The sequence below is a fragment of the Pseudomonas sp. EA_15y_Pfl1_P101 genome, from assembly GCF_963970835.1.
Lineage (GTDB): Bacteria > Pseudomonadota > Gammaproteobacteria > Pseudomonadales > Pseudomonadaceae > Aquipseudomonas > Aquipseudomonas tritici.
On the sequence record NZ_CAXAPA010000013.1, the window covers coordinates 105,610 to 131,992 of the forward strand.

Sequence of the window (26,383 nt, forward strand, 5' to 3'; positions counted from 1 at the left end):
GATTTTTTGTGAGCGAACTCATTCGCGTACCTGACATCGGCAGCGGTGAAGGTGAAGTAATCGAGCTGTTTGTGAAGGTCGGCGACACTGTCGAAGCCGACCAGAGCATCCTGACCCTGGAATCGGACAAGGCGAGCATGGAAATCCCTGCTCCCAAGGCCGGCGTGGTCAAAAGCCTGAAAGTGAAGCTGGGCGACCGCCTGAAAGAAGGCGACGAACTGCTGGAACTGGAAATCGAAGGTGCCGCTGATGCGGCCCCTGCTGCGGCGGCTCCTGCTGCCGCTGCTGCACCTGCACCGGCTGAAAAACCTGCTGCCGAGGCCCCTGCGGCCCCCGCGGCTGCCCCTGCCGCCGCCAGCGTTCAGGACATTCATGTCCCGGACATCGGCTCGTCGGGCAAGGCCAAGATCATTGAGCTGCTGGTCAAGGTCGGCGACACCGTTGAAGCCGACCAATCGCTGATCACCCTGGAGTCCGACAAGGCCTCCATGGAAATCCCTTCGCCGGCTGCCGGCGTGGTGAAAAGCATTGCAGTGAAGTTGGAAGATGAAGTCGGCACTGGCGACTTTATCCTCACGCTGGAAGTGCAAGGCGCTGCACCTGCTGCCGCTCCAGCACCGGCCGCTGCTCCAGCCGCCAAAGCTGAAGCTGCACCGGCTGCCGCTGCACCTGCACCTGCTGCAAAAGCCGAGGCCGCACCTGCGCCAAGCGGTGCCAAGGTTCACGCCGGTCCAGCCGTGCGTCAATTGGCCCGTGAATTCGGCGTTGAGCTCAATGCCGTATCGGCAAGCGGCCCTCACGGCCGCGTGTTGAAGGAAGACGTGCAGGTCTACGTCAAATCCATGATGCAAAAAGCCAAGGAAGCGCCGGCTGCCGGTGGCGCTACCGGTGGTTCGGGCATTCCGCCGATCCGCACCGTGGACTTCAGCCGCTTTGGCGAAACCGAAGAAGTGCCGATGACCCGCCTGATGCAAATCGGCGCGTCGAGCCTGCACGCGAGCTGGCTGAACATCCCACACGTGACTCAGTTCGACCAGGCCGACATCACCGACCTGGAAGCTTTCCGCGTTGCGCAGAAAGCCGTGGCCGAGAAGGCTGGCGTGAAACTGACCGTGCTGCCACTCCTGCTCAAGGCGTGTGCGCACCTGCTCAAGGAACTGCCGGACTTCAACAGTTCGCTGGCGCCAAGCGGCAAGGCGATCATTCGCAAGAAATACGTACACATCGGCTTTGCCGTCGACACACCGGAAGGCCTGCTGGTACCGGTCATCAAGAACGTCGATCAGAAGAGCCTGCTGCAACTCGCTGCCGAAGCCGCTGCGCTGGCTGCCAAGGCCCGCGACAAGAAGCTCACCGCAGACGACATGCAAGGCGCATGCTTCACCATCTCCAGCCTCGGTCATATTGGCGGCACTGGCTTCACGCCAATCGTCAACGCGCCGGAAGTGGCGATCCTGGGTGTGTCCAAGGCCACTATCCAGCCTGTGTGGGACGGCAAAGCGTTCCAGCCTAAGCTGATGCTGCCGCTGTCGCTGTCCTACGATCACCGCGTGATCAACGGTGCCGCTGCTGCTCGCTTCACGCAGCGCTTGAGCCAACTGCTGAACGACATCCGCACCATCCTGCTGTAAGCCTCAACGGGCCTCCTCCTCACCGAGGGGGCCTGGCTACACCGATTTCCGAGCGCCACGCTCGTACCTCAACCCCGCCACTTGGCGGGGCTTTTTTTGCCTGTTCCCCGGCAGGAAGCTGGATAAAGAAGACAGGTTTGTACACCTTCCATCATTCCGATTGAAGAAACCCCTCCCGCGGCCGATAACACCCTTATAGCACTTAGCCTTCATCCTCTCTTGTCAGCCCGCGCCGCATGATGCAACCTTGCCGCAGGCAACAGAAAAGAGGGCGTAAGCCCGGCGCCGTGCGCGTTATTTCAAATGAGTCTGCCCCATGAAAAGCCAACCCGATGTCGCCCGAATGGCGGCCGAGGTAGTGACGCAGTTACCGGTGCCTTCGCGCCTCGGTATGCTGCGTTTCGAGCGGCTGAATGAGGCAAGCTGGGCCCTCCTTTACCTCGACCCCAATTGCGAGCGCCAATTCGGTGTGTCGGCCGTTGAGCTGTGTGCCCTGCTCGGCACGCCCTACGCCAGCCTGATGGAACCCCAGGCGCGCTATGAACTGCACGACACCATCCAGCAGCAACTGGCCCTGAGCCCTCACTACTTGGTGCGCTATACCCTGCATACCAATGATGGTCCGCTGAGCCTGCTGGAAATGGGCGAAGCCTATAAACAACACAATCGCCACCTGCTGCGCGGCTACCTGATGGTGGTCGACGGCCTGTTCAGTGAACTCCCCGCTGCTGCTGCCGTGCCCACGGCAGACCTGGAAAACCAGAACAGCCGCCTGCAGATCGCACTAGAGCTCAACCAGCGCGCCCAGCAGGAACAGTTGCAACACCTGGAGCGGGTGCGTGCCCAGCAGGAGTTGATTCTGCTGCTGGCCCGCCAACGCTACACCATCAATAATTCGTTGCAAGAAGCCGCTGAGCTGATCACTCGCAGCGCCTGCGATATCTACCAGATCGACTGCGCCAGCATCTGGAACCTCGAAGGCCAACGGCTGGTGCCCATCTCGGCCTACCACCGCGACGACCAGCAGCACCACCTGCCCGACTCCATTGACGCAAGCTGCTTCCCGGATTACCTCGAAGCCCTGCACACCAGCCGCGCCATTGACGCCACCAACGCCTTGCGCGACCCACGTACCTGGGAAATGGTCGAGAACAAAGACATTCACGCCATGCTCGACGCGAGCATCCGCGTCGATGGCCAGGTCGTCGGCGTGTTGTGCCTGGAACAAAGCAGCTGCACGCGCGCCTGGCAGGCCGATGAAATCGCCTTTGCCGGCGAACTGGCCGATCAGTTCGCGCAAGTCATCAACAACCACAACCGCCGCACTGCCACCAGTGCACTGCACTTGTTCCAGCGTGCCGTGGAACAAAGCGCCAACGCGTTTTTGCTGGTCAACTGCGACGGCGTGGTGGAGTACGTCAACCCGAGCTTTACCGCGATCACCCAGTACAGCGCCGAAGAAGTCCACGGCCACCGCCTGGCCGAATTGCCGGCGCTGGAAAACTTCAGCGAATTACTGTTCGACGCACCGTCGAGCCTGGCCAAGAGCAACAGCTGGCAGGGCGAATTCAAAAGCCGGCGTAAAAACCTCGAACCCTACTGGGGCCAACTGTCAATTTCCAAGGTCTATGGCGATAACCGTGAGCTGACGCACTACATCGGCATCTACGAAGACATCACCCAGACCAAGCTGGCCCAGCAGCGCATCGAGCGCTTGGCCTACACCGACAACTTGACCAACCTGGGCAACCGCCCCTCGTTTATCCGCAACCTGGATGAACGCTTTGCACGTGACAGCGACAGCCCGATCAGCCTGTTGCTGGTGGACATCGATAACTTCAAGCGAATCAACGACAGCCTTGGCCACCAGACCGGTGACAAACTGTTGATCAGCCTGGCGCGCCGCCTGCGCAACAGCCTGAGCGCCAGCGGCAGCCTGGCGCGCTTTGCCAGTAACGAGTTTGCAGTGCTGCTCGACGACACCGATTTGGAGACCGGCCAGCAGGTCGCCAGCCAACTGCTCGCGACCCTCGACAAACCGATGTTCGTCGATAATCAGTTGATCAGCGTCACCGGCTCCGTGGGCCTCGCCTGCGCGCCGCTGCATGGCCGCGATCCGCAAACCCTGATGCGCAACGCCGGCCTGGCCCTGCACAAAGCCAAGGCCAACGGCAAACACCAGGTGCAAGTGTTTACCGAAGCCCTGAATGCCGAAGCCAGCTACAAACTGTTCGTGGAAAACAACCTGCGCCGCGCCCTTACCCAGAACGAGTTGGACGTGTTCTACCAACCCAAGCTGTGCCTGCGTAGCGGTCGCCTATTGGGCATGGAGGCGCTGCTGCGCTGGAACCACCCGGAAAAGGGCATGATCCGTCCCGACCAGTTCATCAGCGTGGCTGAAGAAACCGGGCTGATCATTCCCATCGGCAAATGGATTGCGCGCCAGGCCTGCCGCATGAGCAAGCAACTGAGTGCCGCCGGCATGGGCAATCTGCAGGTGGCGATCAACCTGTCGCCCAAGCAGTTCTCTGACCCGGACCTGGTCGCGTCGATTGCCACGATCCTCAAGGAAGAACAACTGCCGGCCAACCTTCTGGAACTGGAGCTGACCGAAGGTTTGCTGCTGGAAGCCACCGAAGACACGCGCTTGCAACTCGATCAGCTGAAAAGCTTTGGCCTGACACTGGCCATGGATGACTTCGGCACCGGTTACTCGTCGCTGAGCTACTTGAAAAAATTCCCCATCGACATCATCAAGATTGATCGCAGCTTTATCCACGAAATCCCGGATAACCAGGACGACATGGAAATCACCTCGGCGGTGATCGCCATGGCCCACAACCTCAAGCTCAAGGTCGTGGCCGAGGGCATTGAGACGGCCGAGCAACTGGCGTTCCTGCGCCGGCACCGTTGCGATGTCGGCCAGGGCTACCTGTTTGACCGGCCGATCCCCGGAGCAGAGCTGCTCGAGAAGCTCAAACGCTATCCGCGCGGGCCAATCGCCTGACAGCGCTGTAACACTCGGGCACACTGGCGGTCTGACGTCTTATCCAATTCAACCTGACTGAGAGGACTGATCATGGTCTTGCGCTCGGAAATTCTGGTGAACAAAAACGTGCTGCCTACTCAAGAACAAGCTTTGCCTGGTCGTGAAACCCCAATGCCGCTGCCAGAGACTCATTTCGTCAACGGCAACCCGCTGCTGGGCCCGTTCCTCGATGACGTCGGTTTTGCGATCTTCGGCCTGGGTTGTTTCTGGGGCGCCGAGCGCAAGTTCTGGGAGCGCGATGGCGTGGTCAGCACCGTGGTGGGTTACGCCGGCGGCTACACGCCGAACCCGACCTATGAAGAAGTCTGCTCAGGCCTGACCGGCCACAGCGAAGTAGTGCTGGTGGTGTATGACCAAGCCAAAGTGAAATACGAAGACCTGCTGAAGATGTTCTGGGAACTGCACAACCCAACCCAGGGCATGCGTCAGGGGAATGATATTGGCAGCCAGTACCGCTCGGTGATCTATGCGACCACGCCGGAGCAGTTGGCGGCGGCGCAAGCCAGTGCTGATGCCTATCAGGCTGAATTGACCAAGGCCGGCCTGGGTGAGATCACGACGGAAATCGAAGAAGCGCCGACGGTGTACTTCGCCGAGACGTATCACCAGCAGTACCTGGCGAAGAACCCGCAGGGCTACTGCGGGATTGGCGGTACAGGCGTGAGCTGTCCGATCTGAAGATCGGAGCTGCAAGTTTCAAGCTGTAAGCTGCAAGTAAAAGCAGCAACCACCACTTGCAGCTTGAAACTTGCAGCTTTCATTCAGCAATAAGCCAATCCATCTGCCACCCGCCCTGGGTCTGCCCGAGCTTCTTCGACAACCACGGCAGCAGCTCACGCAATTCCTCCTCCAGGCCCCACGGCGGGTTGGCGATCGCCAGGCCCGAGCCGGTCAGGGTGTTGGGCGTGTCCAGCGGATGCACCAGCAACTCCACACGCAACAACTTCGGCGCACCGGTGCCGGCCAGGTCCTGGTAGAAACGGCGCAACAGGCGCTGGTCCTTCACCGGGTACCAGATGGCCGCGACGGTCTGGCGCATGCGGCTCACGGCTTCCTTGAGGGACGCCGCGCAACGTTGCATCTCGTCGAGCTTCTCGAACGGCGGATCAATCAGCATCAGCGCACGCTTTTCCGGCACCGGCAGCAAGGCACGTGGCACATGCCAGCCTTCGCCCAAGTGCACCTTGACCCGGCGATCACCTTTCATGTTGTCCTTGAGCAGCAGACCGTCTTCCGGATGCTTTTCATTGAGCAGTACGCGGTCCTGTGGACGCGTGAGGCGCCGCGCCAGCTCCGGCGAGCCCGGGTAGTAGCGCAACTCGCCATCCGGGTTCATCTCATGCAGCACACGCATATAATCGGCGGTCAGCGGCGGCAGGTCACTTTCGCCCCACAGGCGCGCGATGCCTTCCAGGTATTCACCGGTGCGGTTGGCCTGGTCGCCCTGCAGGTCGTACAGACCGATGCCGGCGTGGGTATCGAGGTAGGTGAACGGCTGCTCCTTGCGCGACATCAGGGCGATGAGGCGGGTCAAGGTCAGGTGTTTGAAGACATCGGCGTGGTTGCCGGCGTGAAAGGCGTGACGATAATTCATGGTTGCTCCTGCGCAGGGGGCGAAGTTTACCTTTTACGCGGGCGTTGGTGCAGTGCGGCTTGCCGGACGGTGCTTATGTCAAAAGCACAGGCGTTATGCCGAAAATGATCTAGCGGGTTATGTGGGAGCGGGCTTGCCCGCGATGCAGGCGCTGCGGTATTACCAACTACCGCGGTGATGCTATCGCAGGCGAGCCAGCTTGCACCTTGCAGCGGGTGCCCACAGAGTCCAGGGAGGTCAATAATTTTCATGAAAGACGCCACCATCGCATTGCACCACGGCTTCAAGTCCGACCCAACCACCAAGGCCGTCGCCGTACCGATCTACCAGAACGTCGCGTTCGAATTCGATAACGCCCAGCACGGCGCCGATCTGTTCAACCTGGACGTGCCTGGCAATATCTACACGCGAATCATGAACCCCACCAATGACGTGCTGGAGCAGCGTGTCGCCGCCCTTGAAGGCGGTATCGCCGCCCTGGCCGTGTCGGCCGGCAGCGCCGCAATCCACTACGCGATCCAGACCCTCACCCGGGCCGGCGACAATATCGTCACCACCCCGCAACTCTACGGCGGCACTTACACCCTGTTCGCACACTTGCTGCCAAGCTTTGGCGTCGACGTGCGTTTCGCCCGCGACGACTCCGCCGAAGCCATCGCCGAACTGATCGATGACAACACCAAGCTGGTGTACTGCGAAAGCATCGGCAACCCAGCCGGCAATATCGTCGACCTGGAAGCCTTGGCCAAGGTGGCCCACGCCCGAGGCGTGCCGCTGATGGTGGATAACACCGTGGCCACGCCGATCCTGTGCAAACCGATCCAGTTTGGTGCCGATATCGTGGTGCACTCGGTGACCAAGTACATCGGTGGCCACGGCAATTCACTGGGCGGTGTGATCGTCGACAGTGGCACCTTCCCCTGGACCGACTACCCAGAGAAATTCCCCGGTCTCAACACCCCGGAGCCCGCGTATCACGGCGTGGTCTACACGGAAAAATTCGGCCCTGCCGCCTTCATCGCCCGCGCCCGCACCGTACCGCTGCGTAACACCGGCGCGGCGCTGGCCCCCATGAACGCCTTTCTCCTGCTGCAAGGCCTGGAAACCCTGGCCTTGCGCATGGAACGCCATACCGAAAACGCCCTGAAAGTTGCGCAATTCCTGCAAGACCACGCGGATGTCGAGTGGGTCAGCTACGCCGGCCTGCCAGACCATCCCCATCACGTATTGGCGCAGAAATATATGCAGGGTAAACCGTCGGCGATCCTGTCGTTTGGCCTAAAGGGTGGTTACGAGGCCGGTGTGCGCTTCTACGACGCGCTGCAAATCTTCAAGCGGTTGGTAAATATCGGCGATGCCAAATCCCTGGCCTGTCACCCCGCCTCTACCACCCATCGGCAGATGAGCGAGCGGGAACAAGCCAAGGCCGGCGTGAAGCCGGAGATGATTCGCCTGTCAGTCGGTATCGAGGCGATTGAAGACCTGATCGAAGATCTGCAGCAGGCACTGGGTTCAACTCAGCTCTGAGGCCAGATAGCCGGCCAGCGCCTGATGGCTGACATCCGGACCGCGCGAAAAGTAGACGACCTTGTGCTGCAAGGTCGTGGGCGTGAAGGCGGTGTAGAGGTGGGGGCGCTGCTCTTCCAGCCATTGCAGCAAGTTGCCGATAAGAGTCTGCGGCGATTGCCCGGCCAGGTGTTCCAATAACGGTGCAGGCACCCGCCACCACGGGCTGGCTTTAGCCGCCGTGACCGGGCCAGTCGCAACGGTCAGCGACTGGCCACTGATCAGGTAATGCTGGAATACCGGCAACACCTCGCCACCCACTTGCTGCAGGATGGGTAGCATCTGATCGCCATCCCATAAACGCAAAAACACCTCCTGGCCATCGGGCAGGTACACCTTGGTCAAGCCTTGAAGATGTGCCACCACACTGTCCAACGAGCTCAACGAAAGGGCCAGCCACCCTCAATCCGTTGCGTCAGTGGAGGCGGCCCAATCGAGGAAAGGGCTGCCCGGCTCGACGATACCCACGTAGGGCATTACCTCTTCCCATTTCTCGTAGGCGGTGCCAGCCCAAATGGGTTGCAGTGGGGCGCCGACGGCAAGCGCTCTCCAAGCCTCCAAGGGCTTGGCGTCGCTGGCAGCGCCCAGTACCGCGAAGAGCTGTTCACCAGCAAGCAAGGGTTGATGCATCGACGTAAATTCCTTTTAAAGTGGAGGTCAGGTGAGATCACACTGGCCGTTTTTACAACGCTCACACTCTTCGCAAAACGGCGCGCTGCGCTTCAGGCTGGCAATTTGCACACGACTCAGCGGTGCAGGAATCACGGCCAGCAACTTCTCTTTCACGCCAGGAATCAACGGCGCGGATGTCGGAACGGCGGAGCCGCCGAGCTGAATCGGTACGCTGCTGAAAATTCCGCCCGCAGACAGCGTGATCGACTGCCCACCCGCCTGAATCGTGACGGTCGCGCCCGCATCAATGACAACGCTTTGCCCTGCCCCCATCTGGATGGTCTGCCCGGCGCGCACCTGCTGTGAGCCGCCAACCACCAGATGGTCGTCCTGCTTGAGGTCGGTCACGCGGTTGCCATGGGTTATGCGCTGCTCTTCGCCTTGCTGTTCATGGTGCGACTCACCGCCCACCTTCACCCGATGGTCATGCAGCACATGCTGCGTCCAATCACGCTGGGCACGCAGGTAGATTTCCTCGGCCCCCTTGCGATCCTCAATGCGTAGCTCGTTGTAGCCTCCCCCACCTGGGCTGCTCTGGCTGCGGAAAATGCTGCGGGTCTTGTCCGCCGGCAGGTCGAGGGGCACCTGTGTTGCGGCGCTTGCCAGGCAGCCCACCACCAGTGGCATGTCCAGGTCGCCATTGACGAAGCCCACCAGCACTTCCATGCCGACTCGCGGGATCACGACCGACCCATAACGATCATGCGCCCAGGCGCTGGCAACCCGCAGCCAGCAACTGGAATGGTCGTTATGCTCTGCGGCACGATCCCACGCCAACTGCACCTTGACCCGGCCGTATTCATCACAATGAATTTCACTGTCGACGGGGCCGGTCACCGTTGCGTTTTGATAGCCAGCAATGCTCGGGCGAGGCTGCTCTGGCATTGGCGGCCGGAAAATCACATCCCACGGGGCGGCGGCGAATTCGTTGCGATAGCCCTGGCGAAAATCCCCGCCCGACACCTCGGTTACAAGCTCTTCCAGTACCTGGGGCTGCTTGCCCTCATGGGTTACTTTCGTCACCAGCCACAAGGCGTTCCAGTCTTCGCGCGGGTGACCGGCGAGCCTGAGGAACCGTCCGCTGACCAGAGCAGGTTCATCACCACTGCCACAGGCGACACGATAGTCGCTGCGATGACGCTCCAGGCCACGCTGTGCGAGGTATTTGCCATGGGCACGGTCGCTGAAGTGGCCGGGATAATCCTGCGCTTCGAGCTTGGGTAACTGCTCGCCAGACACCGCGCTTTCCAGCGCCAGGCTGGGTTTGCGAAAGTCATAGTCGCGCAGGTTGATTGCCGTGGCGCGCGTCTGCACCTGCACCGTAAACCGCTTGATCGCCGGGGTGTCCGCGACCATCCCGGAACCGGGAGTGTAAGGAGTAGGCTGATCCGCCTGGACAAAAACCGTCTGGTCATCGCCAAATACCAGCACATGCGCCTCGGCCGAATGCTGGAAGTGATAGTGAATGCCCAACTCGGCACACAGCCGCTGAATGAAGGCCAGATCAGTTTCGCCAAACTGCACGCAATACTCGCGCTCGGGGTAGGTGCCGCTGAGCCGGCACTCGAAGCGGTCGCTCTGGATCCCCTGCCCCTCCAGCACCTGCGCAACAATCTGCGGTACTGTCTTGTGCTGGAAAATACGCTGGTGACTGCTGTGCGCCAGATAGGCGAGCTGCGGTACAAGCGTCATTTGATAACGCGTCAGTCGGCGCCCTGAATCACCTTGCGCCACTCGGTGAACCAGACCATGAACGCCATGGCCACGATCATCAAATCCGAGATACACCGGGTGATGCAGCAGACTTTCCAGGTCTAGATCGGGCTGCTCGGCGACCAGTTCGAGTTCAAAACGGTAGGGTTGGCTGATGGACTCACACCCATGAACTCGAACACCTTGAGTTCACTGGGCTCCCCATCGAGGGTCAGGGTGAAGGCACTTTGATTGGCAGGAGCGAACATCCGGTGTTTCTCTGCGAGGGATAGGTGGCAGATTCTGCACCACCGTTTCACCTTGCTGAACACACCCCAAACAAATCAGTAAAACCCTACATGCACGCGCCAGAGCTTTCTTCAGTCCGACGTAAAGCACTCACAAAAAAAGGCCCGCCATCCGTAGGACGCGGGCCTTTTTTTCATTTCGTAGGGCGCTTCACGCCCGTCGAATTACTTATTGAGGTTGTAGTCTTTTTCCGCCGCATCAAAGCGCTCAACCATGCCCGCAGTCGGTGCGCCCATCTTGCTCACGAAGTAAATCGCGAGGCTGGCGAAGATGAAGCCAGGGATGATTTCGTACAAACCCAGCAATTCGAATTGTTTCCACACGATCACGGTGATCGCGCCGACCAGGATACCGGCCAGTGCGCCGTCGCGGGTCATGCCTTTCCAGATTACCGAGATCAGCACCACAGGACCGAACGCAGCGCCGAAGCCAGCCCAGGCGTAGCTCACCAAGCCCAATACACGGTTTTCCGGGTTGGCAGCCATGCCGATGGCGATCAGGGCAACCAGCAGCACCATCAGGCGACCGACCCATACCAGCTCAATCTGGGAGGCGTTTTTGCGCAAGAAGGTTTTGTAGAAGTCTTCGGTCAGGGCGCTGGAACACACCAGCAATTGGCAGCTCAAGGTGCTCATCACGGCAGCCAGGATGGCCGACAGCAGCACACCGGCAACCCATGGGTTGAACATCAGCTTGGCCAGCTCAATGAACACACGTTCGTGGTTCTCGGTCACAGGACCTGCCACTTCCGGATGCGCCGAGAAGTAAGCGATGCCGAAGAAACCCACCGCCACGGTGCCGGCCAGGCACAGGATCATCCAGGTCATGGAGATGCGACGTGCCTTGGCAATTGACTTCACCGAATCCGCCGCCATGAAACGCGCAAGGATGTGCGGCTGGCCGAAGTAACCCAGGCCCCAGCCCATCAGCGAGACGATGCCGATGAAGGAGGTGTTTTTCAGCATGTTGAAGTTGTCAGGGTTCTTGGCTTCGATCGCCAGGAAGGCGGTGTCAACGCCCCCGGTGGCGAGCAGCACGATGATCGGCGTAAGAATAAGCGCGAAGATCATCAGCGTGGCTTGTATGGTATCGGTCCAGCTCACTGCCAGGAAACCACCGACGAAGGTGTAGGCAATGGTCGCTGCAGCACCGGCCCACAGCGCGGTCTCGTAGGACATGCCGAAGGTGCTTTCGAACAGGCGTGCACCGGCCACGATGCCGGAGGCGCAGTAAATGGTGAAGAACACCAGGATCACCACGGCGGAGATGATCCGCAGCAGGCCGCTTTTATCTTCGAAACGGCTGGAGAAGTAATCCGGCAGGGTCAGGGCGTCACCGTTGTGCTCGGTCTGGACCCGCAGGCGACCGGCGACGAACAGCCAGTTGAGGTAGGCACCGACGATCAAGCCGATGGCGATCCAGCTTTCCGACAGGCCGGACATGTAGATTGCGCCCGGCAGGCCCATCAACAACCAGCCGCTCATATCGGAAGCGCCGGCCGACAAGGCAGTCACCACGCTACCGAGGCTACGGCCGCCCAGGATGTAATCGGAAAGGTTGTTGGTGGAGCGATAGGCTATGAAGCCGATCAGTACCATTGCTGCGATATAGATCACGAATGTGATCAGGGTTGGATTACTAACGCTCATAAGAGTGACGCCCTGGCTTTGTTTTTATGTAGCGACGGTCTGTCAGACGACCACCCACTAAGAGTAGGTTAGACGTAGCTGCGTGCCGCGCATTTATGACTGACGTTTCCCCAGGAAAGCCGTCAGCCGATGAACCGACTCGCGGGAGTGGTTGCACCTTGGCCCCGAATGCTATTCAACAAACCAAATAAGGTGCAACCAGTTTCGCGAGAATAAGTTGCACCTTGATGCAAAAAGTGCAAAACACTCTGTTTTTGCTACTTTTCGGAGCAAGAACAGCCAATCTCAGAAGCAAACGCACCAAGACAGAGCCGATTCCGCCGGGGGCCATTTTATTTCATGTACCCGTGCGAAAATTTCATGCATAAAAAGGGTTGCACCCGGTTGCACCTCTGCATGCGCAAAGCTAATCTTGCCGCCAGCTGATGCCACTCGGTAGTGGCACCCATGAGGATAAAAAAATGGCTACGACCACCCTTGGGGTCAAACTTGACGACCCAACCCGCGAGCGCCTCAAGGCTGCCGCGACCTCCATTGATCGCACGCCGCACTGGCTGATCAAGCAGGCGATTTTCAATTACCTGGAGAAACTGGAGGGTGGTGCAACCCTGCCTGAGCTCAATGGCTTGAGCAGCAAGGACACAGACGACGCAGGCGAGGTCCAGAACGACCACGCCCACCAATGCTTCCTTGAGTTCGCCGAGAGCATTCTGCCGCAGTCCGTACTGCGCGCCTCGATCACCGCCGCTTACCGCCGCCCAGAGCCGGAAGTGGTGCCGATGCTGATCGAGCAGGCTCGCCTGCCAGCGCCTATGGCCGAGGCCACCAACAAGCTCGCCGCCTCGATTGCCGAGAAGCTGCGTAACCAGAAAAGTGCTGGCGGCCGTGCAGGGATTGTTCAGGGCCTGTTGCAGGAATTTTCCCTGTCTTCCCAGGAAGGCGTGGCGCTGATGTGCCTGGCCGAAGCGCTGCTGCGCATCCCGGACAAAGGCACCCGTGACGCACTGATCCGCGACAAGATCAGCACCGGCAACTGGCACCCGCACGTGGGCAACAGTCCATCGCTGTTCGTTAACGCCGCCACCTGGGGCCTGCTGCTGACCGGCAAATTGGTCGCCACGCATAATGAGGCAGGTTTGACCTCGTCCCTGAGCCGCATCATCGGCAAGAGCGGCGAACCGATGATCCGCAAGGGCGTCGACATGGCTATGCGCCTGATGGGCGAGCAGTTCGTCACCGGCGAAACCATCGCCGAAGCCCTGGCTAACGCGAGCAAATTCGAAGCCAAGGGTTTCCGTTATTCCTACGACATGCTCGGTGAAGCCGCGCTGACTGAGCACGACGCGCAGAAGTACCTGGCCTCGTACGAACAAGCCATTCACTCCATCGGCAAAGCCTCCCACGGCCGTGGGATTTATGAAGGCCCGGGCATCTCCATCAAGCTGTCGGCACTGCACCCGCGTTACAGCCGTGCTCAGTACGAACGCGTGATGGATGAGCTGTACCCGCGCCTGCTGTCCCTGACGCTGCTGGCCAAGCAATATGACATCGGCCTGAACATCGACGCCGAAGAAGCAGACCGCCTGGAGCTGTCGCTCGACCTGCTGGAACGCCTGTGCTTCGAGCCGCAACTGATCGGCTGGAACGGCATCGGTTTCGTGATCCAGGCCTACCAGAAGCGTTGCCCGTATGTGATCGACTACGTCATCGACCTGGCACGCCGCAGCCGCCATCGTCTGATGATCCGCCTGGTAAAAGGCGCGTACTGGGACAGCGAGATCAAGCGCGCCCAGGTTGAAGGCCTTGAAGGCTACCCGGTGTACACCCGCAAGGTTTACACCGACGTTTCCTACATTGCCTGCGCACGCAAGCTGCTGTCGGTGCCGGAAGTCATCTACCCGCAGTTCGCCACGCACAACGCCCACACACTGTCGGCTATCTACCACATTGCGGGTCAGAACTATTACCCCGGCCAGTACGAGTTCCAATGCCTGCACGGTATGGGCGAACCACTGTACGAGCAGGTTGTAGGCAAGGTGTCCGAGGGTAAGCTCAACCGTCCGTGCCGCGTGTACGCACCGGTGGGTACCCACGAAACACTGCTGGCTTACCTGGTGCGTCGCCTGCTGGAAAACGGCGCGAACACCTCGTTCGTCAACCGCATCGCCGACCAGTCCATCTCGATTCAGGAGCTGGTGGCCGATCCAGTGGCCAGCATCGAGCAAATGGCTACGCTGGAAGGCGGCTTCGGCCTGCCGCACCCGCGCATCCCTTTGCCGCGTGACCTGTATGGCAGCGACCGCGCCAACTCGGCCGGTATCGACCTGGCCAACGAACACCGCTTGGCCTCGCTGTCCTGCGCCCTGCTGGCGACCGCTCACAACAACTGGAAAGCGGCGCCCATGCTCGGTTGCGCCTCCAGCAATGAAGCAGCGGCACCGGTACTGAACCCGTCCGACCTGCGTGATGTGGTCGGCCATGTGCAGGAAGCCACTGTCGAAGACGTCGACAACGCTATCCAATGCGCCATCAATGCAGGCCCGATCTGGCAGGCCACCCCGCCCGCCGAACGTGCCGCGATCCTGGAACGCGCCGCCGACCTGATGGAAGGCGAGATCCAGCCACTGATGGGTCTGCTGGCCCGTGAAGCCGGCAAGACCTTCGCCAACGCGATCGCTGAAGTGCGCGAAGCCGTGGACTTCCTGCGTTACTACGCCGTGCAAGCGCGTAACGATTTCACCAACGACGCCCACCGCCCACTGGGCCCGGTGGTGTGCATCAGCCCGTGGAACTTCCCGTTGGCGATTTTCAGTGGTCAAGTCGCCGCGGCACTGGCTGCCGGCAACCCGGTACTGGCCAAGCCTGCCGAGCAAACGCCGCTGGTGGCCGCCCAAGCCGTGCGCATCCTGCTCGAAGCCGGTATTCCGGAAGGCGTGCTGCAATTGCTGCCGGGTCAAGGCGAGAGCGTGGGTGCGCGCCTGGTCGGTGATGATCGCGTCAAAGGCGTGATGTTCACCGGCTCCACTGAAGTCGCACGCCTGCTGCAACGCAATGTCGCCGGTCGCCTGGATGCCCAGGGCCGTCCGATTCCGCTGATCGCCGAAACTGGCGGCCAGAACGCGATGATCGTCGACTCCTCGGCGCTGACTGAACAAGTGGTCATCGACGTGGTGTCCTCGGCCTTCGACAGCGCCGGCCAACGCTGCTCGGCCCTGCGCGTACTGTGCCTGCAGGAAGATTCAGCAGAGCGTGTGATCGAAATGCTCAAGGGCGCCATGGCGGAATGCCGCTTGGGTAACCCGGAGCGTTTGTCCGTCGACATCGGCCCGGTGATCGACGCCGAAGCCAAGGCCGGCATCGAGAAACACATTCAGGCCATGCGCGACAAAGGCCGCAATGTGTATCAGGTGGCTATCGCTGATGGCGAAGAGATCAAGCGTGGCACCTTCGTGATGCCAACCCTGATTGAGCTGGAAAGCTTCGACGAACTGCAACGCGAGATCTTCGGCCCGGTGCTGCACGTGGTGCGCTACAAGCGCAAAGAGATCGACCAGCTCATCGGCCAGATCAACGCTTCTGGCTATGGCCTGACCCTGGGCGTGCACACGCGCATCGACGAGACCATCGCCAAGGTGATCGACAACGTCAATGCCGGTAACGTCTACGTGAACCGCAACATCGTCGGCGCCGTGGTCGGCGTGCAACCGTTCGGCGGCGAAGGCCTGTCGGGTACTGGCCCGAAAGCCGGTGGCCCGCTGTACCTGTACCGCCTGTTGTCGACGCGCCCTACGGATGCCATTGAGCAATCCTTCGTACGCGGCGACGCATTGGCCGCGCCGGACGTGCGCCTGCGCGATGCCATGAGCCAGCCGCTGACAGCCCTGAAAACCTGGGCCGACAGCAATAAGTTCAGCGACCTGAGCGCCCTGTGCAGCCAATTCGCCGCGCAATCGCAAAGCGGTATCACCCGCCAACTGGCCGGCCCGACCGGCGAGCGCAACAGCTACGCCATCCTGCCCCGCGAGCACGTACTGTGCCTGGCGGACGTGGAAGGCGACCTGTTGACTCAACTGGCGGCGGTATTGGCGGTGGGCGGTTCGGCGGTATGGCCAGAAACCGAGCTGACCAAGGCGTTGTTCTCACGCCTGCCTAAAGACATTCAGGCGAAGATCAAGCGCGTGGCCGACTGGACCAAGGATGAAGTAGTGTTTGACGCGGTTCTGCATCACGGTGATTCCGACCAGCTGCGAGCGGTGTGCCAGCAAGTGGCCCAGCGCGGTGGCGCAATTGTTGGGGTGCATGGTTTGTCGCAAGGCGAAACGGCGATTGCGCTGGAGCGTTTGGTGATTGAGCGTGCGTTGAGTGTTAACACGGCGGCGGCGGGTGGCAATGCCAGCCTGATGACTATCGGTTAAGCAGCAGCCGCCAGTTTAAGCTACAAGCTGCAAGTAAAAGCACGCCGCTCTTACTTGTAGCTTGAAGCTTGTGCCGCCCCATCACCCCCATCTATCTTCCTTCCCCGTTTTTATCAGCGCTCCTAGACTGCGGCATACTTTTCTACAGGTAATCCGCCATGTCCGAGACGCTGCTCAGTTCCCGCAATCTGGCTTTCGAGCTCTACGAAGTCCTCGATGCAGAGGGCCTGACCCAGCGCGAGCGGTTTGCCGAGCACAATCGCGAAACCTTCGATGCGGCCATCAGCACCGCGCGCAACATCGCCGAAAAGTATTTCGCCCCCCACAACCGCAAGAACGACGAGAACGAACCGCGCTACGAGAACGGCGCAGCCATCCTGATCCCGGAAGTCAAACCGGCGGTGGATGCCTTCCTTGAAGCCGGCTTCCTCAACGCGGCCCGCAGCTTCGAAGCAGGCGGCATGCAACTGCCCACCCTGCTGTCTCAAGCCTGTTTTGCGCACTTCCAGTCAGCGAACGCGGCGTCCACTTCCTACCCATTCCTGACCATGGGCGCCGCCAACCTGATCGAAAGTTTCGGCACCGACGATCAGAAACAACGCTTCCTGCAACCGATGATCGACGGCCGATTCTTCGGCACCATGGCCCTGACCGAACCCCATGCGGGCTCGTCGCTTTCGGATATTCGTACGCGCGCGGAGCCTTCGGCTGACGGCACCTATCGACTCAAGGGCAACAAGATCTTCATCTCCGGTGGCGACCACCCGCTGTCGGAAAACATCGTGCACATGGTGCTGGCCAAGCTGCCGGATGCGCCCGCTGGGGTGAAGGGCATTTCGTTGTTTATCGTGCCCAAGTTCCTGGTCAACGACGATGGCAGCCTGGGCGAGCGCAACGACGTGCTGCTGGCGGGGCTGTTCCACAAGATGGGCTGGCGCGGGACTACGTCAACCGCGCTCAACTTCGGCGATAACGGTAGTTGCGTCGGCTATCTGGTGGGCAAACCGCACCAGGGTCTGAGCTGCATGTTCCAGATGATGAACGAAGCGCGCATCGGCGTCGGCATGGGAGCGGTGATGCTCGGTTATGCCGGCTACCTCTACTCGCTGGAATACGCCCGCGAACGCCCGCAAGGTCGCCTGCCCGACAGCAAAGACCCCACAACGGCTCCGGTCTCGATCATTCAGCACGCAGACATCAAGCGCATGCTGCTGACCCAAAAATCCTACGTGGAAGGCGCCTTCGACCTTGGCCTCTACGCTGCACGGCTGTTCGACGACACCACCACCCTGGAAACCGAAGCTGAGCGCAAGCACGCCCACGAACTGCTGGACCTGCTCACGCCTATCGTCAAATCCTGGCCTTCGGAGTTCTGCCTCAAGGCCAACGAACTGGCAATCCAGATTCTCGGCGGCCATGGCTACACCCGCGAGTACCCGGTGGAACAGTACTACCGCGACAACCGCCTGAACCCGATCCACGAAGGCACGCACGGGATCCAGTCCCTGGATTTACTGGGGCGCAAGCTCGCGCAGAACGGCGGCGCGGGGTTGAAGCAACTCATACGACTGATTGCCGAAACCGGTGCACGGGCGCAGGAATACCCAAGCCTGACCGCACTAAGGGAACCGCTGGAACAGTTGGTCAACCGCCTGCAAAGCGTCACCATCGGCCTGCTGACGGATCTCGCCCAAGGCAAGGTCAACAGCAGCCTGGCAAACTCGGCGCTGTACTTGAAGGTGTTCGGGCATACGGTGATTGGCTGGCGCTGGCTGGAACAGGCGATTCGCGCCGAAGAAGGATTGGCCAAGGGCAATGCGGCGGATGTGGCCTTTTATAAAGGCAAGCTCCAGGCCGCCCGGTACTTCCTGACCTGGGAAGTACCGAGCTGCCATCATGAACTGGCAATTCTGGAGGCACGCGATGACACGTGCCTGGGCATGCAGGATGAGTGGTTCTAAGGCGTACCGATCGCCTTGGAAATCACATCGACCGTGGCGCTGACTTGCTCTTGGTAACGGTCGAGTTCCTGCTGGTGAGCCTGCTGCATTTCGATCTGCTCGGCGCACAGGTTCAGCGCCGCCAGCACCAGTAGTTTGTCACCGATCAGGGTCGGGTACTTTTTCTTGGTGGTGGTAAGGGACGCCTTGAGCAGGGTCACGGCGTGCATCAGGGTTTTGTCTTCCCCGGCCGGAGCCTTGATCGAGTAATCCTCTCCGAGAATCGAAACGACCTTTATCCCTTCACTCATGCGTTGACAGGCCCTGCGCTCACACGCTCAACCAGCGCCTGGATACGGGCGGCGGTAGCGCCGTGCTTTTCTTCCTGCTCCATCAGGTTCAGTTGCAGGCTGTCGTTCTCATCCTTGGCGCGGGCCAATTCCGCTTTGAGGGATTCGGTGGTGCCCAGCAGATCCTGATTTTGTTGTACCAAGTCGCTGACGAGTTGTTCCAATTGGCTGAGGGATGCTTCTAACATTTTGATTTCTCTGGCTTTTCAAAGGGCGGTGACGATAAAGAAAATTCACCTCGGATGCCAGGGTTATCCCTGGCGCGCAGCCCGATTTTTAAGGGCCGGGCCGCACTTTCGAGCCTTAGTGACTGCAATTACCCGATCTGGTTCCTGAATCGGCCAAGACCCTCGTCAGGTGCGACAAAAACGCACACGCCCCTTTAGACTTTAGTCGTAAGACCGATAGAGAGGCACACACCGTCTCATGGCCGCACGGATCGCGCGTTCCCCCAGGATTCCCCCCCATGTCGCTTCGTAATATGAATATCGCTCCGAGAGCCTTCCTCAGCTTCGCGTTTATCGGCGCGTTGATGCTGTTTCTCGGTATTTTCGCGTTGAATCAGATGAGCAAGATCCGTGGCGCCACCCAAGACATCACCCTGTCCAGCGTGCCGAGCATCCGCGCCCTCGATGAATTCACCCAACTCACCTTGCGCCTGCGGGTGCTGTCCTATCGCTTGCTGACCAACCGCGAGCCGGACGTTCAGCAAAAGACCCTGGAAGCCTTCGAACTGCGCAACCAGCAGATCCGCACCGCGCAGGGCATTTACGAAAAACTGATCGACAGCAGTGAAGAGCGCTCGATCTACGACGAGTACATGCGCCTGCTTGCCCAGTACCAACAGATTGAAGCGCGCATGAAGAGCCTGTCGCGCGCCAACCAGATCGAAGAGCTGCGCACCCTGCTCAACACTGAGCTGTTGAGCAACTCCGAGCAGGTCAACACCGTGCTCAACCGCCTGCTGGACTACAACAACAAGGCCGCCCTTAACACCAACCAACAGGCCGAAGACCATTACAACATGGCCTTCAACTGGGTGATTGGGCTGCTGATTATCGCCACGACACTGACGATGCTGTTCGCCTGGCTGCTGACCCGCAGCATCACCCTGCCCATTTCCCAGGCACTGGAAGCGGCGGAAGAAGTGGCCGAAGGCAACCTGACGCGCCCGATCAAAGTCGACGGCAACGACGAAGCCGGGCGCCTGCTGGCCGCCATGGCCAAGATGCAGGACAAACTGCGCGACACCCTGCAACGCATCGCCGGTTCCGCTACCCAACTCGCATCGGCTGCCGAAGAGCTGAACGCGGTCACCGACGAAAGCGCCCGCGGCCTGACTCAGCAAAACACCGAAATCGAACAAGCCGCCACTGCGGTGAATGAGATGACCAGCGCTGTCGAAGAAGTCGCACGCAATGCGGTGAGCACCTCCGAAGCTTCGCGCAACGCCACCACCTCTGCCGGTGATGGCCGTGATTTGGTGCAGGAAACCGTCAGCGCCATCGAACGCATGAGCGGCGACGTACAGGCCACCGCCACGCTGATCGGCGACCTGGCCAATGAGTCGCGCGATATCGGCAAGGTGCTCGACGTGATTCGCGGCCTGGCGGACCAGACCAACCTGCTGGCCCTTAACGCTGCGATTGAAGCGGCGCGCGCCGGTGAAGCCGGACGAGGCTTTGCGGTGGTTGCCGACGAAGTACGCGCACTCGCCCATCGCACCCAGCAGTCGACCAGCGAAATCGAGCGGATGATCGGCAGCATCCAGGCCGGTACAGAGCATGCGGTGGATTCGATGCGCAACAGCACGGAACGCGCTGAGTCGACCCTGAACATCGCCAAAGGCGCGGGGATGTCGCTGGACACGATCAATACCGCGATTGTCGAGATCAACGAGCGCAACCTGGTCATCGCCAGCGCGGCGGAAGAACAGGCACAAGTGGCGCGGGAAGTGGACCGTAACCTGGTGAACATTCGCGATCTGTCGGTGCAGTCGGCGACCGGTGCCAGCCAGACCAGCGCGGCGAGCAGTGAGCTCTCACGGTTGGCGGTGGACTTGAATGGGATGGTGGGGCGATTCCGCCTCTAACTGACTCGCCTCAGTCAAAATGGGGGAGCGGGCTTGCGCGCGAATGCAGTGGTTCAGTCAGCCTATCTTTAGCTGATGTACCGCATTCGCGAGCAAGCCCGCGCCCACATTAGATCTACATGAATCAGAAGAACCTTTTTGACAGCGCAGCAATTCAACAGGTTAGAATCGCTGGCACGCAGACTGCATGGTCAGTTTGCGCCCCGTCTTGTTTGCTCATGGAGTACTGCCTTTGAATGCGACGACCATCAACAGCCTGTTCTTGATCGGCGCGTTGCTGGTGAGTGCGAGCATTCTGGTGAGTTCTCTTTCGTCCCGCCTGGGGATTCCGATCCTGGTGATCATCCTGGCCGTGGGGATGCTGGCCGGCGTTGATGGCGGCGGCATCATTTTCGATAACTACCCGACCGCCTACCTGGTGGGCAACCTCGCCCTGGCGGTGATCCTGCTCGATGGCGGCTTGCGTACCCGGGTCGCAAGTTTCCGTGTGGCACTCTGGCCGGCGTTGTCACTGGCCACGGTGGGGGTGTTGATTACCACCGGCCTCACCGGTATGGCTGCGGCCTGGCTGTTTGACCTCAATATCATCCAGGGCCTGTTGATCGGTGCCATCGTCGGCTCCACGGACGCCGCAGCGGTATTCTCGCTGTTGGGCGGTAAAGGCCTCAACGAGCGGGTCTCCGCCAGCCTGGAAATTGAATCCGGCAGCAACGACCCGATGGCGGTGTTCCTCACTGTCACGTTGATCGACATGATTGCCAGTGGCCAGACCGGCCTGCACTGGAGCCTGCTGACGCACCTGCTCCGCGAGTTCGGCATCGGCGGTATCGTCGGCTTGGGCGGCGGCTGGCTGATGCTGCAGATGGTCAACCGGATCAGCCTGGCCAACGGCCTGTACCCGATCCTGGTGATCGCCGGCGGCCTGTTCGTCTTCGCCCTGACCAACGCCCTGCACGGCAGTGGCTTCCTCGCCGTTTACCTGTGTGGCCTGGTGATCGGCAACCGCCCGGTGCGCAGCCGTCACGGCATTTTGCATATGCTCGACGGCATGGCGTGGCTGGCTCAGATCGGCATGTTTTTGGTGCTGGGCCTATTGGTCACGCCCCACGAATTGCTGCCCATTGCCCTCCCGGCGCTGGGCCTTGCACTGTGGATGATCCTGTTTGCGCGGCCGCTGTCGGTGATGGTTGGCCTGCTGCCGTTCAAGGCGTTTCACGGCCGCGAAAAAGCCTTTATCGCCTGGGTCGGCCTGCGCGGTGCGGTCCCGATCATTCTGGCGGTGTTCCCGCTGATGGCCGGCCTGCCGCATGCGCAGCTGTACTTCAACCTGGCGTTCTTTATCGTGCTGGTCTCGCTGCTCGTGCAGGGCACAAGCCTGCCGTGGGTGGCCAAGCTGCTCAAGGTCACCGTACCGCCGGACCCGGCGCCGATCTCCCGTGCGGCCTTGGAAGTGCATGTCACCAGCGAGTGGGAGCTGTTCGTCTACCGCCTGGGCGCAGAAAAATGGTGCATTGGCGCCGCCCTGCGTGAGCTGAAAATGCCTGAGGGCACGCGGATCGCCGCCCTGTTCCGCGGTCAACAACTGCTCCATCCGTCGGGTAGTACGGTGCTGGAAGTCGATGATTTGCTCTGTGTGATCGGCCACGAACACAACCTGCCGGCCCTGGGCAAACTCTTCAGCCAGGCGCCGCAACGCGGTTTGGATTTGCGTTTCTTCGGCGACTTCGTACTGGAAGGCGACGCCCAGCTGGGCGCGGTTTCCGCCCTGTACGGCTTGAAGCTGGAGGGCATCGACCCGGACATGCCGCTGAGCCGCTTCATCACCCAGAAAGTCGGCGGTGCGCCAGTCGTAGGCGACCAGGTGGAGTGGAACAACACCATCTGGACCGTCGCTGTCATGGACGGGAACAAGATCGGCAAAGTCGGCGTCAGATTCCCCGAAGGAAGTCGCCCGGGTCCCGGACTCTTCCTCTAAACTGCGGGGCGACAGCTCGCCCCCATTTTTTCATTTCGCTCGACCGGTCTCTATGCCAACTCTGCGCACATTTCTCGCCACTGCCCTGCTGGGCTTGACCCTCTGTGTCGGTACCGTCCACGCGGCCGACCCGCCCAGCGCCGACGCCATCCAGCAAACCCTGGACAAACTGCCCGACCGTAAGCTGCCCGACGCCGATATGAAAGCGTTGCAGGCGATCCTGCAACAGACCCTGACGTACCTGGACAATAAGCAGGACTATGAGCAGCGCCTCATCGACCTCAAGCGCCAGCTGGAAGACGCCCCGCGCCAGACCACAGAGAACCAGCGCGAACTGACGCGGCTCAAGGCCACCAAGGTCGTCCCGGTCGCCCAACGCTACGCCACCCTGCCGGTACCGCAGCTCGAGCAATTGCTGGTGCAGCGCAGTACCCAGCAGGGCGACCTGCAAAAAGAGCTGGCCGACGCCAACAGCCTGTCCATCGCCGCCCAGACCCGGCCCGAGCGCGCCCAGACTGAAATCAGCAGCAGCCAGACGCGCATCCTGCAGATCAACTCGATCCTCAAGGCCGGCAAAGACAACGGCAAAACCCTCAATGCCGATCAGCGCAACCAGCTCAACGCTGAACTCGCCGCCCTGAACGCACTGATCCCCTTGCGCCGCCAGGAACTGGCAGGCAACAGCCAACTGCAAGACCTGGGCAACAGTCAGCACGACCTGATCCAGGAAAAAACCGCGCGCCTGGAGCAAGAAATCCAGGACCTGCAAACCCTGATCAACCAAAAGCGCCTGGCCCAATCCCAGCAGACCGTCACCCAGCAATCCATCGAAGCGCAAAAAGCTGGCGGCAGCAGCCTGCTGGCCACGGAAAGCGCGGCCAACCTCAAGCTCTCCGACTACCTGCTTAAAAGCACTGACCGCCTCAACGACCTGACCCAGAAAAACCTGCAAACCAAGCAGCAACTGGACACAGTCACCCAGAGCGATTCGGCCCTGGACGAGCAGATCAACGTGCTCAAGGGCAGCCTGCTGCTGTCCAAGATCCTCTACAAACAGAAACAGGCGCTGCCGCGCCTGACGGTAGACCGTGACCTGGCGGATGACATCGCCAACATTCGCTTGTATCAGTTTGAGGTCAACCAGCAGCGCGAGCTGATCAGCTCGCCCAGCGCCTATGTGGATAACTTGCTGGCTAACCAGGCGCCAGAAGATGTCACCCCGCAACTGCGCCGCACGTTGCTGGAACTGGCCATCACCCGCAGCGACCTGCTGGAGCGCCTGAGCCGAGAGCTGAGCTCGCTGCTGAATGAATCCATCACGTTGCAACTGAACCAGAAACAACTGCTCAGCACCGCCACCGCACTGCGGGCGACGCTGGATGAGCAGATGTTCTGGATCCCCAGCAACAAGCCGCTGGACACCGAGTGGCTGGAAACTGTCCCGGCGCACCTGAGCAAGCAAGTCGCCACCCTGCCCTGGGCCTCCAGCATCAGCGAATTGTATGACGGCCTGACCCAGCGCCCGCTGCTGTTCCTGCCACTGCTGCTGGTGATCGGTGCCCTGCTGTGGCGACGCAAAGCCCTGTATCAGCGCCTGAGCAAGGTCCACCTGGACATCGGCCACTTCAAGCGCGACAGCCAGTGGCACACGCCGCAGGCCATCCTGATCAATATCCTGCTGGCGATGCCGGTGGCGCTGGGCCTGGCGCTGTGCGGCTATGCACTGCAAATTGACGCCCGTGGGCAGAACGCCAACCTCGGCGCAGCGTTGCTGCAAATCGCCCAGGCCTGGCTGGTCTTCTACACCGCTTATCGCATCCTGGCGCCGGGTGGCGTGGCGCAATTGCACTTCCGCTGGGAAAAACCCCAAGTCGAATTCCTGCAAGGCTGGATACGCAAGCTCGGTCTGGTGGTGCTGGCGCTGGTGGCCGTCGTGGCGATCGCCGAGCACCAGCCGGCGGCGCTGGCGGACGATGTGCTGGGCATTGGCGTGGTGCTCACGTGCTATGCGCTGATGGCCTGGTTGCTGGGTCGCCTGCTGCTCAACAGCCCAACCCATGAAAAAGCCTCACTGTTTCGCAAGGCCATCGGCCTGCTGTTTACCGCCTTGCCCGTCGCCCTGTTTATCGCCGTGTGCTTTGGCTATTACTACACCGCGCTCAAGCTCAGCGACCGCTTGATCAACACCCTGTACCTGCTGATGTTCTGGCTGGTGATCGAGGCCACCTTTGTACGCGGCCTGGGCGTTGCGGCGCGGCGACTGGCCTATGCGCGGGCACTGGCTAAACGCCAGGCCGCCAAGGAAGCCGGTGAAGGCGAAGCGGTGATCGAAGAGCCGACCCTGGACATCGAGCAGGTCAACGAGCAGTCGATGCGACTGATCCGCCTGGCCTTGCTCGGCGGCTTTATCGCGGCGTTGTACTGGGTGTGGTCGGACCTGATCTCGGTATTTTCCTACCTGGACAACGTCACCCTGTACGAATACACCAGCGGCACGGGTGCGAATATCAGCATGGTGCCGATCAGCATCGGCGATTTCATCGGCGCGTTGATCATCATCGGCATTACCTTCGCACTGGCGCGCAACCTACCCGGTCTGCTCGAGGTGCTGGTACTGTCCAAACTGGAGCTGGCCCAAGGCAGCGCCTACGCGACGACCACGCTGTTGTCGTATGTGATTGCCGGCATCGGTTTTGTCTCCACCCTCTCCACCCTTGGCGTGAGCTGGGACAAGTTGCAATGGCTGGTGGCGGCGCTGTCCGTGGGGTTGGGCTTTGGTATGCAGGAGATCTTCGCCAACTTTATCTCCGGCATCATGATCCTGTTCGAACGCCCGGTGCGCATCGGCGACACCATCACCATCGGCAACCTGTCGGGCACGGTGAGCAAAATCCGCATCCGCGCCACGACGATCACCGACTTTGACCGCAAGGACATCATTGTCCCGAACAAAACCTTCATTACCGGGCAACTGATCAACTGGTCGCTGACCGATACCATCACCCGGGTCACCCTGAAGCTGGGCGTGGACTACGGCTCCGATCTGGACTTGGTGAAGGAGTTGTTGCTCAAGGCTGCCAGGGAAAACCCACGCGTGTTGAAGGAACCGGAACCGCTGGTGTACTTCCTCAACTTCGGTGAAAGCGCCCTCGACCACGAACTGCGCATGCACGTGCGCGACCTGGGCGACCGCAACCCCGTGCTGGATGAGGTCAACCGCTACATCAACCGTGAGTTCAAGAAACAGCACATCAACATCTCGTTCCGGCAGATGGAGGTATACCTCAAGAACATGCACGGCAAGGAATACAAATTGGTGCCTGCCGAAGACGAGCACAAGACCATGGCCGTGCCTGCCCCTGAGCAGGACGCCCCCGAGCCGCCACCCGGCAAAGTCGACGATGCGCCGGAGCCGCCGCCGAGCAAACTCGACTAACGGTGCTATCCCC

At 60.6% G+C, this 26,383-nt stretch carries 13 protein-coding genes and 3 pseudogenes; 10 read left to right on the top strand and 6 right to left on the bottom strand.

The features are described from left to right. Window positions 1-8: 8 nt before the first annotated feature. The 3 genes from aceF (at window position 9) to msrA (ending at window position 5,358) form a co-directional block, all read left to right on the top strand. Window positions 9-1,631: a dihydrolipoyllysine-residue acetyltransferase gene (gene aceF / locus AACY36_RS20545; protein WP_339427265.1), complete on the top strand. Its 1,623-nt coding sequence runs from the start codon at window positions 9-11 to the stop codon at window positions 1,629-1,631. Between the two features lie 316 nt (window positions 1,632-1,947). Further along, window positions 1,948-4,638 carry a putative bifunctional diguanylate cyclase/phosphodiesterase gene (locus AACY36_RS20550; RefSeq protein WP_339415596.1) on the top strand — a complete coding sequence of 897 codons (2,691 nt, stop codon included), beginning with the start codon at window positions 1,948-1,950 and terminating at the stop codon, window positions 4,636-4,638. Between the two features lie 72 nt (window positions 4,639-4,710). Further along, complete coding sequence (gene msrA, locus AACY36_RS20555) at window positions 4,711-5,358, top strand: peptide-methionine (S)-S-oxide reductase MsrA (protein WP_339427266.1); 648 nt, start codon at window positions 4,711-4,713, stop codon at window positions 5,356-5,358. A gap of 79 nt (window positions 5,359-5,437) precedes the next feature. Here the strand turns inward: msrA and AACY36_RS20560 are convergent, their stop codons facing one another. Further along, complete coding sequence (locus AACY36_RS20560) at window positions 5,438-6,274, bottom strand: 23S rRNA (adenine(2030)-N(6))-methyltransferase RlmJ (protein ID WP_339415595.1); 837 nt, start codon at window positions 6,272-6,274, stop codon at window positions 5,438-5,440. Window positions 6,275-6,523: 249 nt separating this feature from the next. Between AACY36_RS20560 and AACY36_RS20565 the strand changes: the two genes are divergently transcribed. Beyond that, window positions 6,524-7,801 carry an O-acetylhomoserine aminocarboxypropyltransferase/cysteine synthase family protein gene (locus tag AACY36_RS20565; RefSeq protein ID WP_339415594.1) on the top strand — a complete coding sequence of 426 codons (1,278 nt, stop codon included), beginning with the start codon at window positions 6,524-6,526 and terminating at the stop codon, window positions 7,799-7,801. Here the strand turns inward: AACY36_RS20565 and AACY36_RS20570 are convergent. The 3 genes and pseudogenes from AACY36_RS20570 to putP form a co-directional block, all read right to left on the bottom strand. Continuing rightward, window positions 7,787-8,470: pseudogene (locus AACY36_RS20570) on the bottom strand (DUF4123 domain-containing protein). The gene AACY36_RS20565 and the pseudogene AACY36_RS20570 sit on opposite strands and share 15 nt — an antisense overlap. A gap of 27 nt (window positions 8,471-8,497) precedes the next feature. Then, a pseudogene (locus AACY36_RS20575) lies at window positions 8,498-10,473 on the bottom strand (type VI secretion system Vgr family protein). A gap of 204 nt (window positions 10,474-10,677) precedes the next feature. Further along, the gene (gene putP, locus AACY36_RS20580; protein WP_339415593.1) at window positions 10,678-12,162 is read right to left on the bottom strand and encodes a sodium/proline symporter PutP; all 1,485 of its coding nucleotides are present in this window, start codon (window positions 12,160-12,162) and stop codon (window positions 10,678-10,680) included. 461 nt (window positions 12,163-12,623) lie between these two features. Here putP and putA point away from each other — a divergent pair, with 461 nt between their 5' ends. Continuing rightward, window positions 12,624-16,577 carry a trifunctional transcriptional regulator/proline dehydrogenase/L-glutamate gamma-semialdehyde dehydrogenase gene (gene putA, locus AACY36_RS20585; protein WP_339415592.1) on the top strand — a complete coding sequence of 1,318 codons (3,954 nt, stop codon included), beginning with the start codon at window positions 12,624-12,626 and terminating at the stop codon, window positions 16,575-16,577. 158 nt (window positions 16,578-16,735) lie between these two features. Continuing rightward, a complete protein-coding gene (locus AACY36_RS20590) occupies window positions 16,736-18,538 on the top strand; it encodes an acyl-CoA dehydrogenase (RefSeq protein ID WP_339415591.1) in 1,803 nt (600 codons plus the stop codon). Here AACY36_RS20590 and AACY36_RS20595 read toward each other — a convergent pair. Beyond that, a complete protein-coding gene (locus tag AACY36_RS20595) occupies window positions 18,535-18,828 on the bottom strand; it encodes a cell division protein ZapA (RefSeq protein ID WP_339415590.1) in 294 nt (97 codons plus the stop codon). The genes AACY36_RS20590 and AACY36_RS20595 overlap by 4 nt on opposite strands. After that, window positions 18,825-19,055 (bottom strand): hypothetical protein, encoded by a 231-nt coding sequence (locus AACY36_RS20600; protein ID WP_339415589.1) that lies wholly within the window; start codon window positions 19,053-19,055, stop codon window positions 18,825-18,827. The genes AACY36_RS20595 and AACY36_RS20600 overlap by 4 nt, the downstream gene beginning before the upstream one ends. A gap of 293 nt (window positions 19,056-19,348) precedes the next feature. Between AACY36_RS20600 and AACY36_RS28375 the strand changes: the two are divergent. The 4 genes and pseudogenes from AACY36_RS28375 to mscK form a co-directional block, all read left to right on the top strand. Then, a pseudogene (locus AACY36_RS28375) lies at window positions 19,349-20,104 on the top strand (MCP four helix bundle domain-containing protein); the annotation flags it as partial. After that, on the top strand, window positions 20,096-20,959 hold the full coding sequence (locus tag AACY36_RS28380; protein ID WP_370468024.1) for a methyl-accepting chemotaxis protein: 864 nt from the start codon (window positions 20,096-20,098) through the stop codon (window positions 20,957-20,959). The pseudogene AACY36_RS28375 and the gene AACY36_RS28380, both read left to right, overlap by 9 nt. A 232-nt stretch (window positions 20,960-21,191) precedes the next feature. Beyond that, window positions 21,192-22,934: a potassium/proton antiporter gene (locus AACY36_RS20610; RefSeq protein WP_339427267.1), complete on the top strand. Its 1,743-nt coding sequence runs from the start codon at window positions 21,192-21,194 to the stop codon at window positions 22,932-22,934. A gap of 52 nt (window positions 22,935-22,986) precedes the next feature. Continuing rightward, window positions 22,987-26,370: a mechanosensitive channel MscK gene (gene mscK, locus AACY36_RS20615; RefSeq protein WP_339415586.1), complete on the top strand. Its 3,384-nt coding sequence runs from the start codon at window positions 22,987-22,989 to the stop codon at window positions 26,368-26,370. Window positions 26,371-26,383 lie beyond the last annotated feature (13 nt).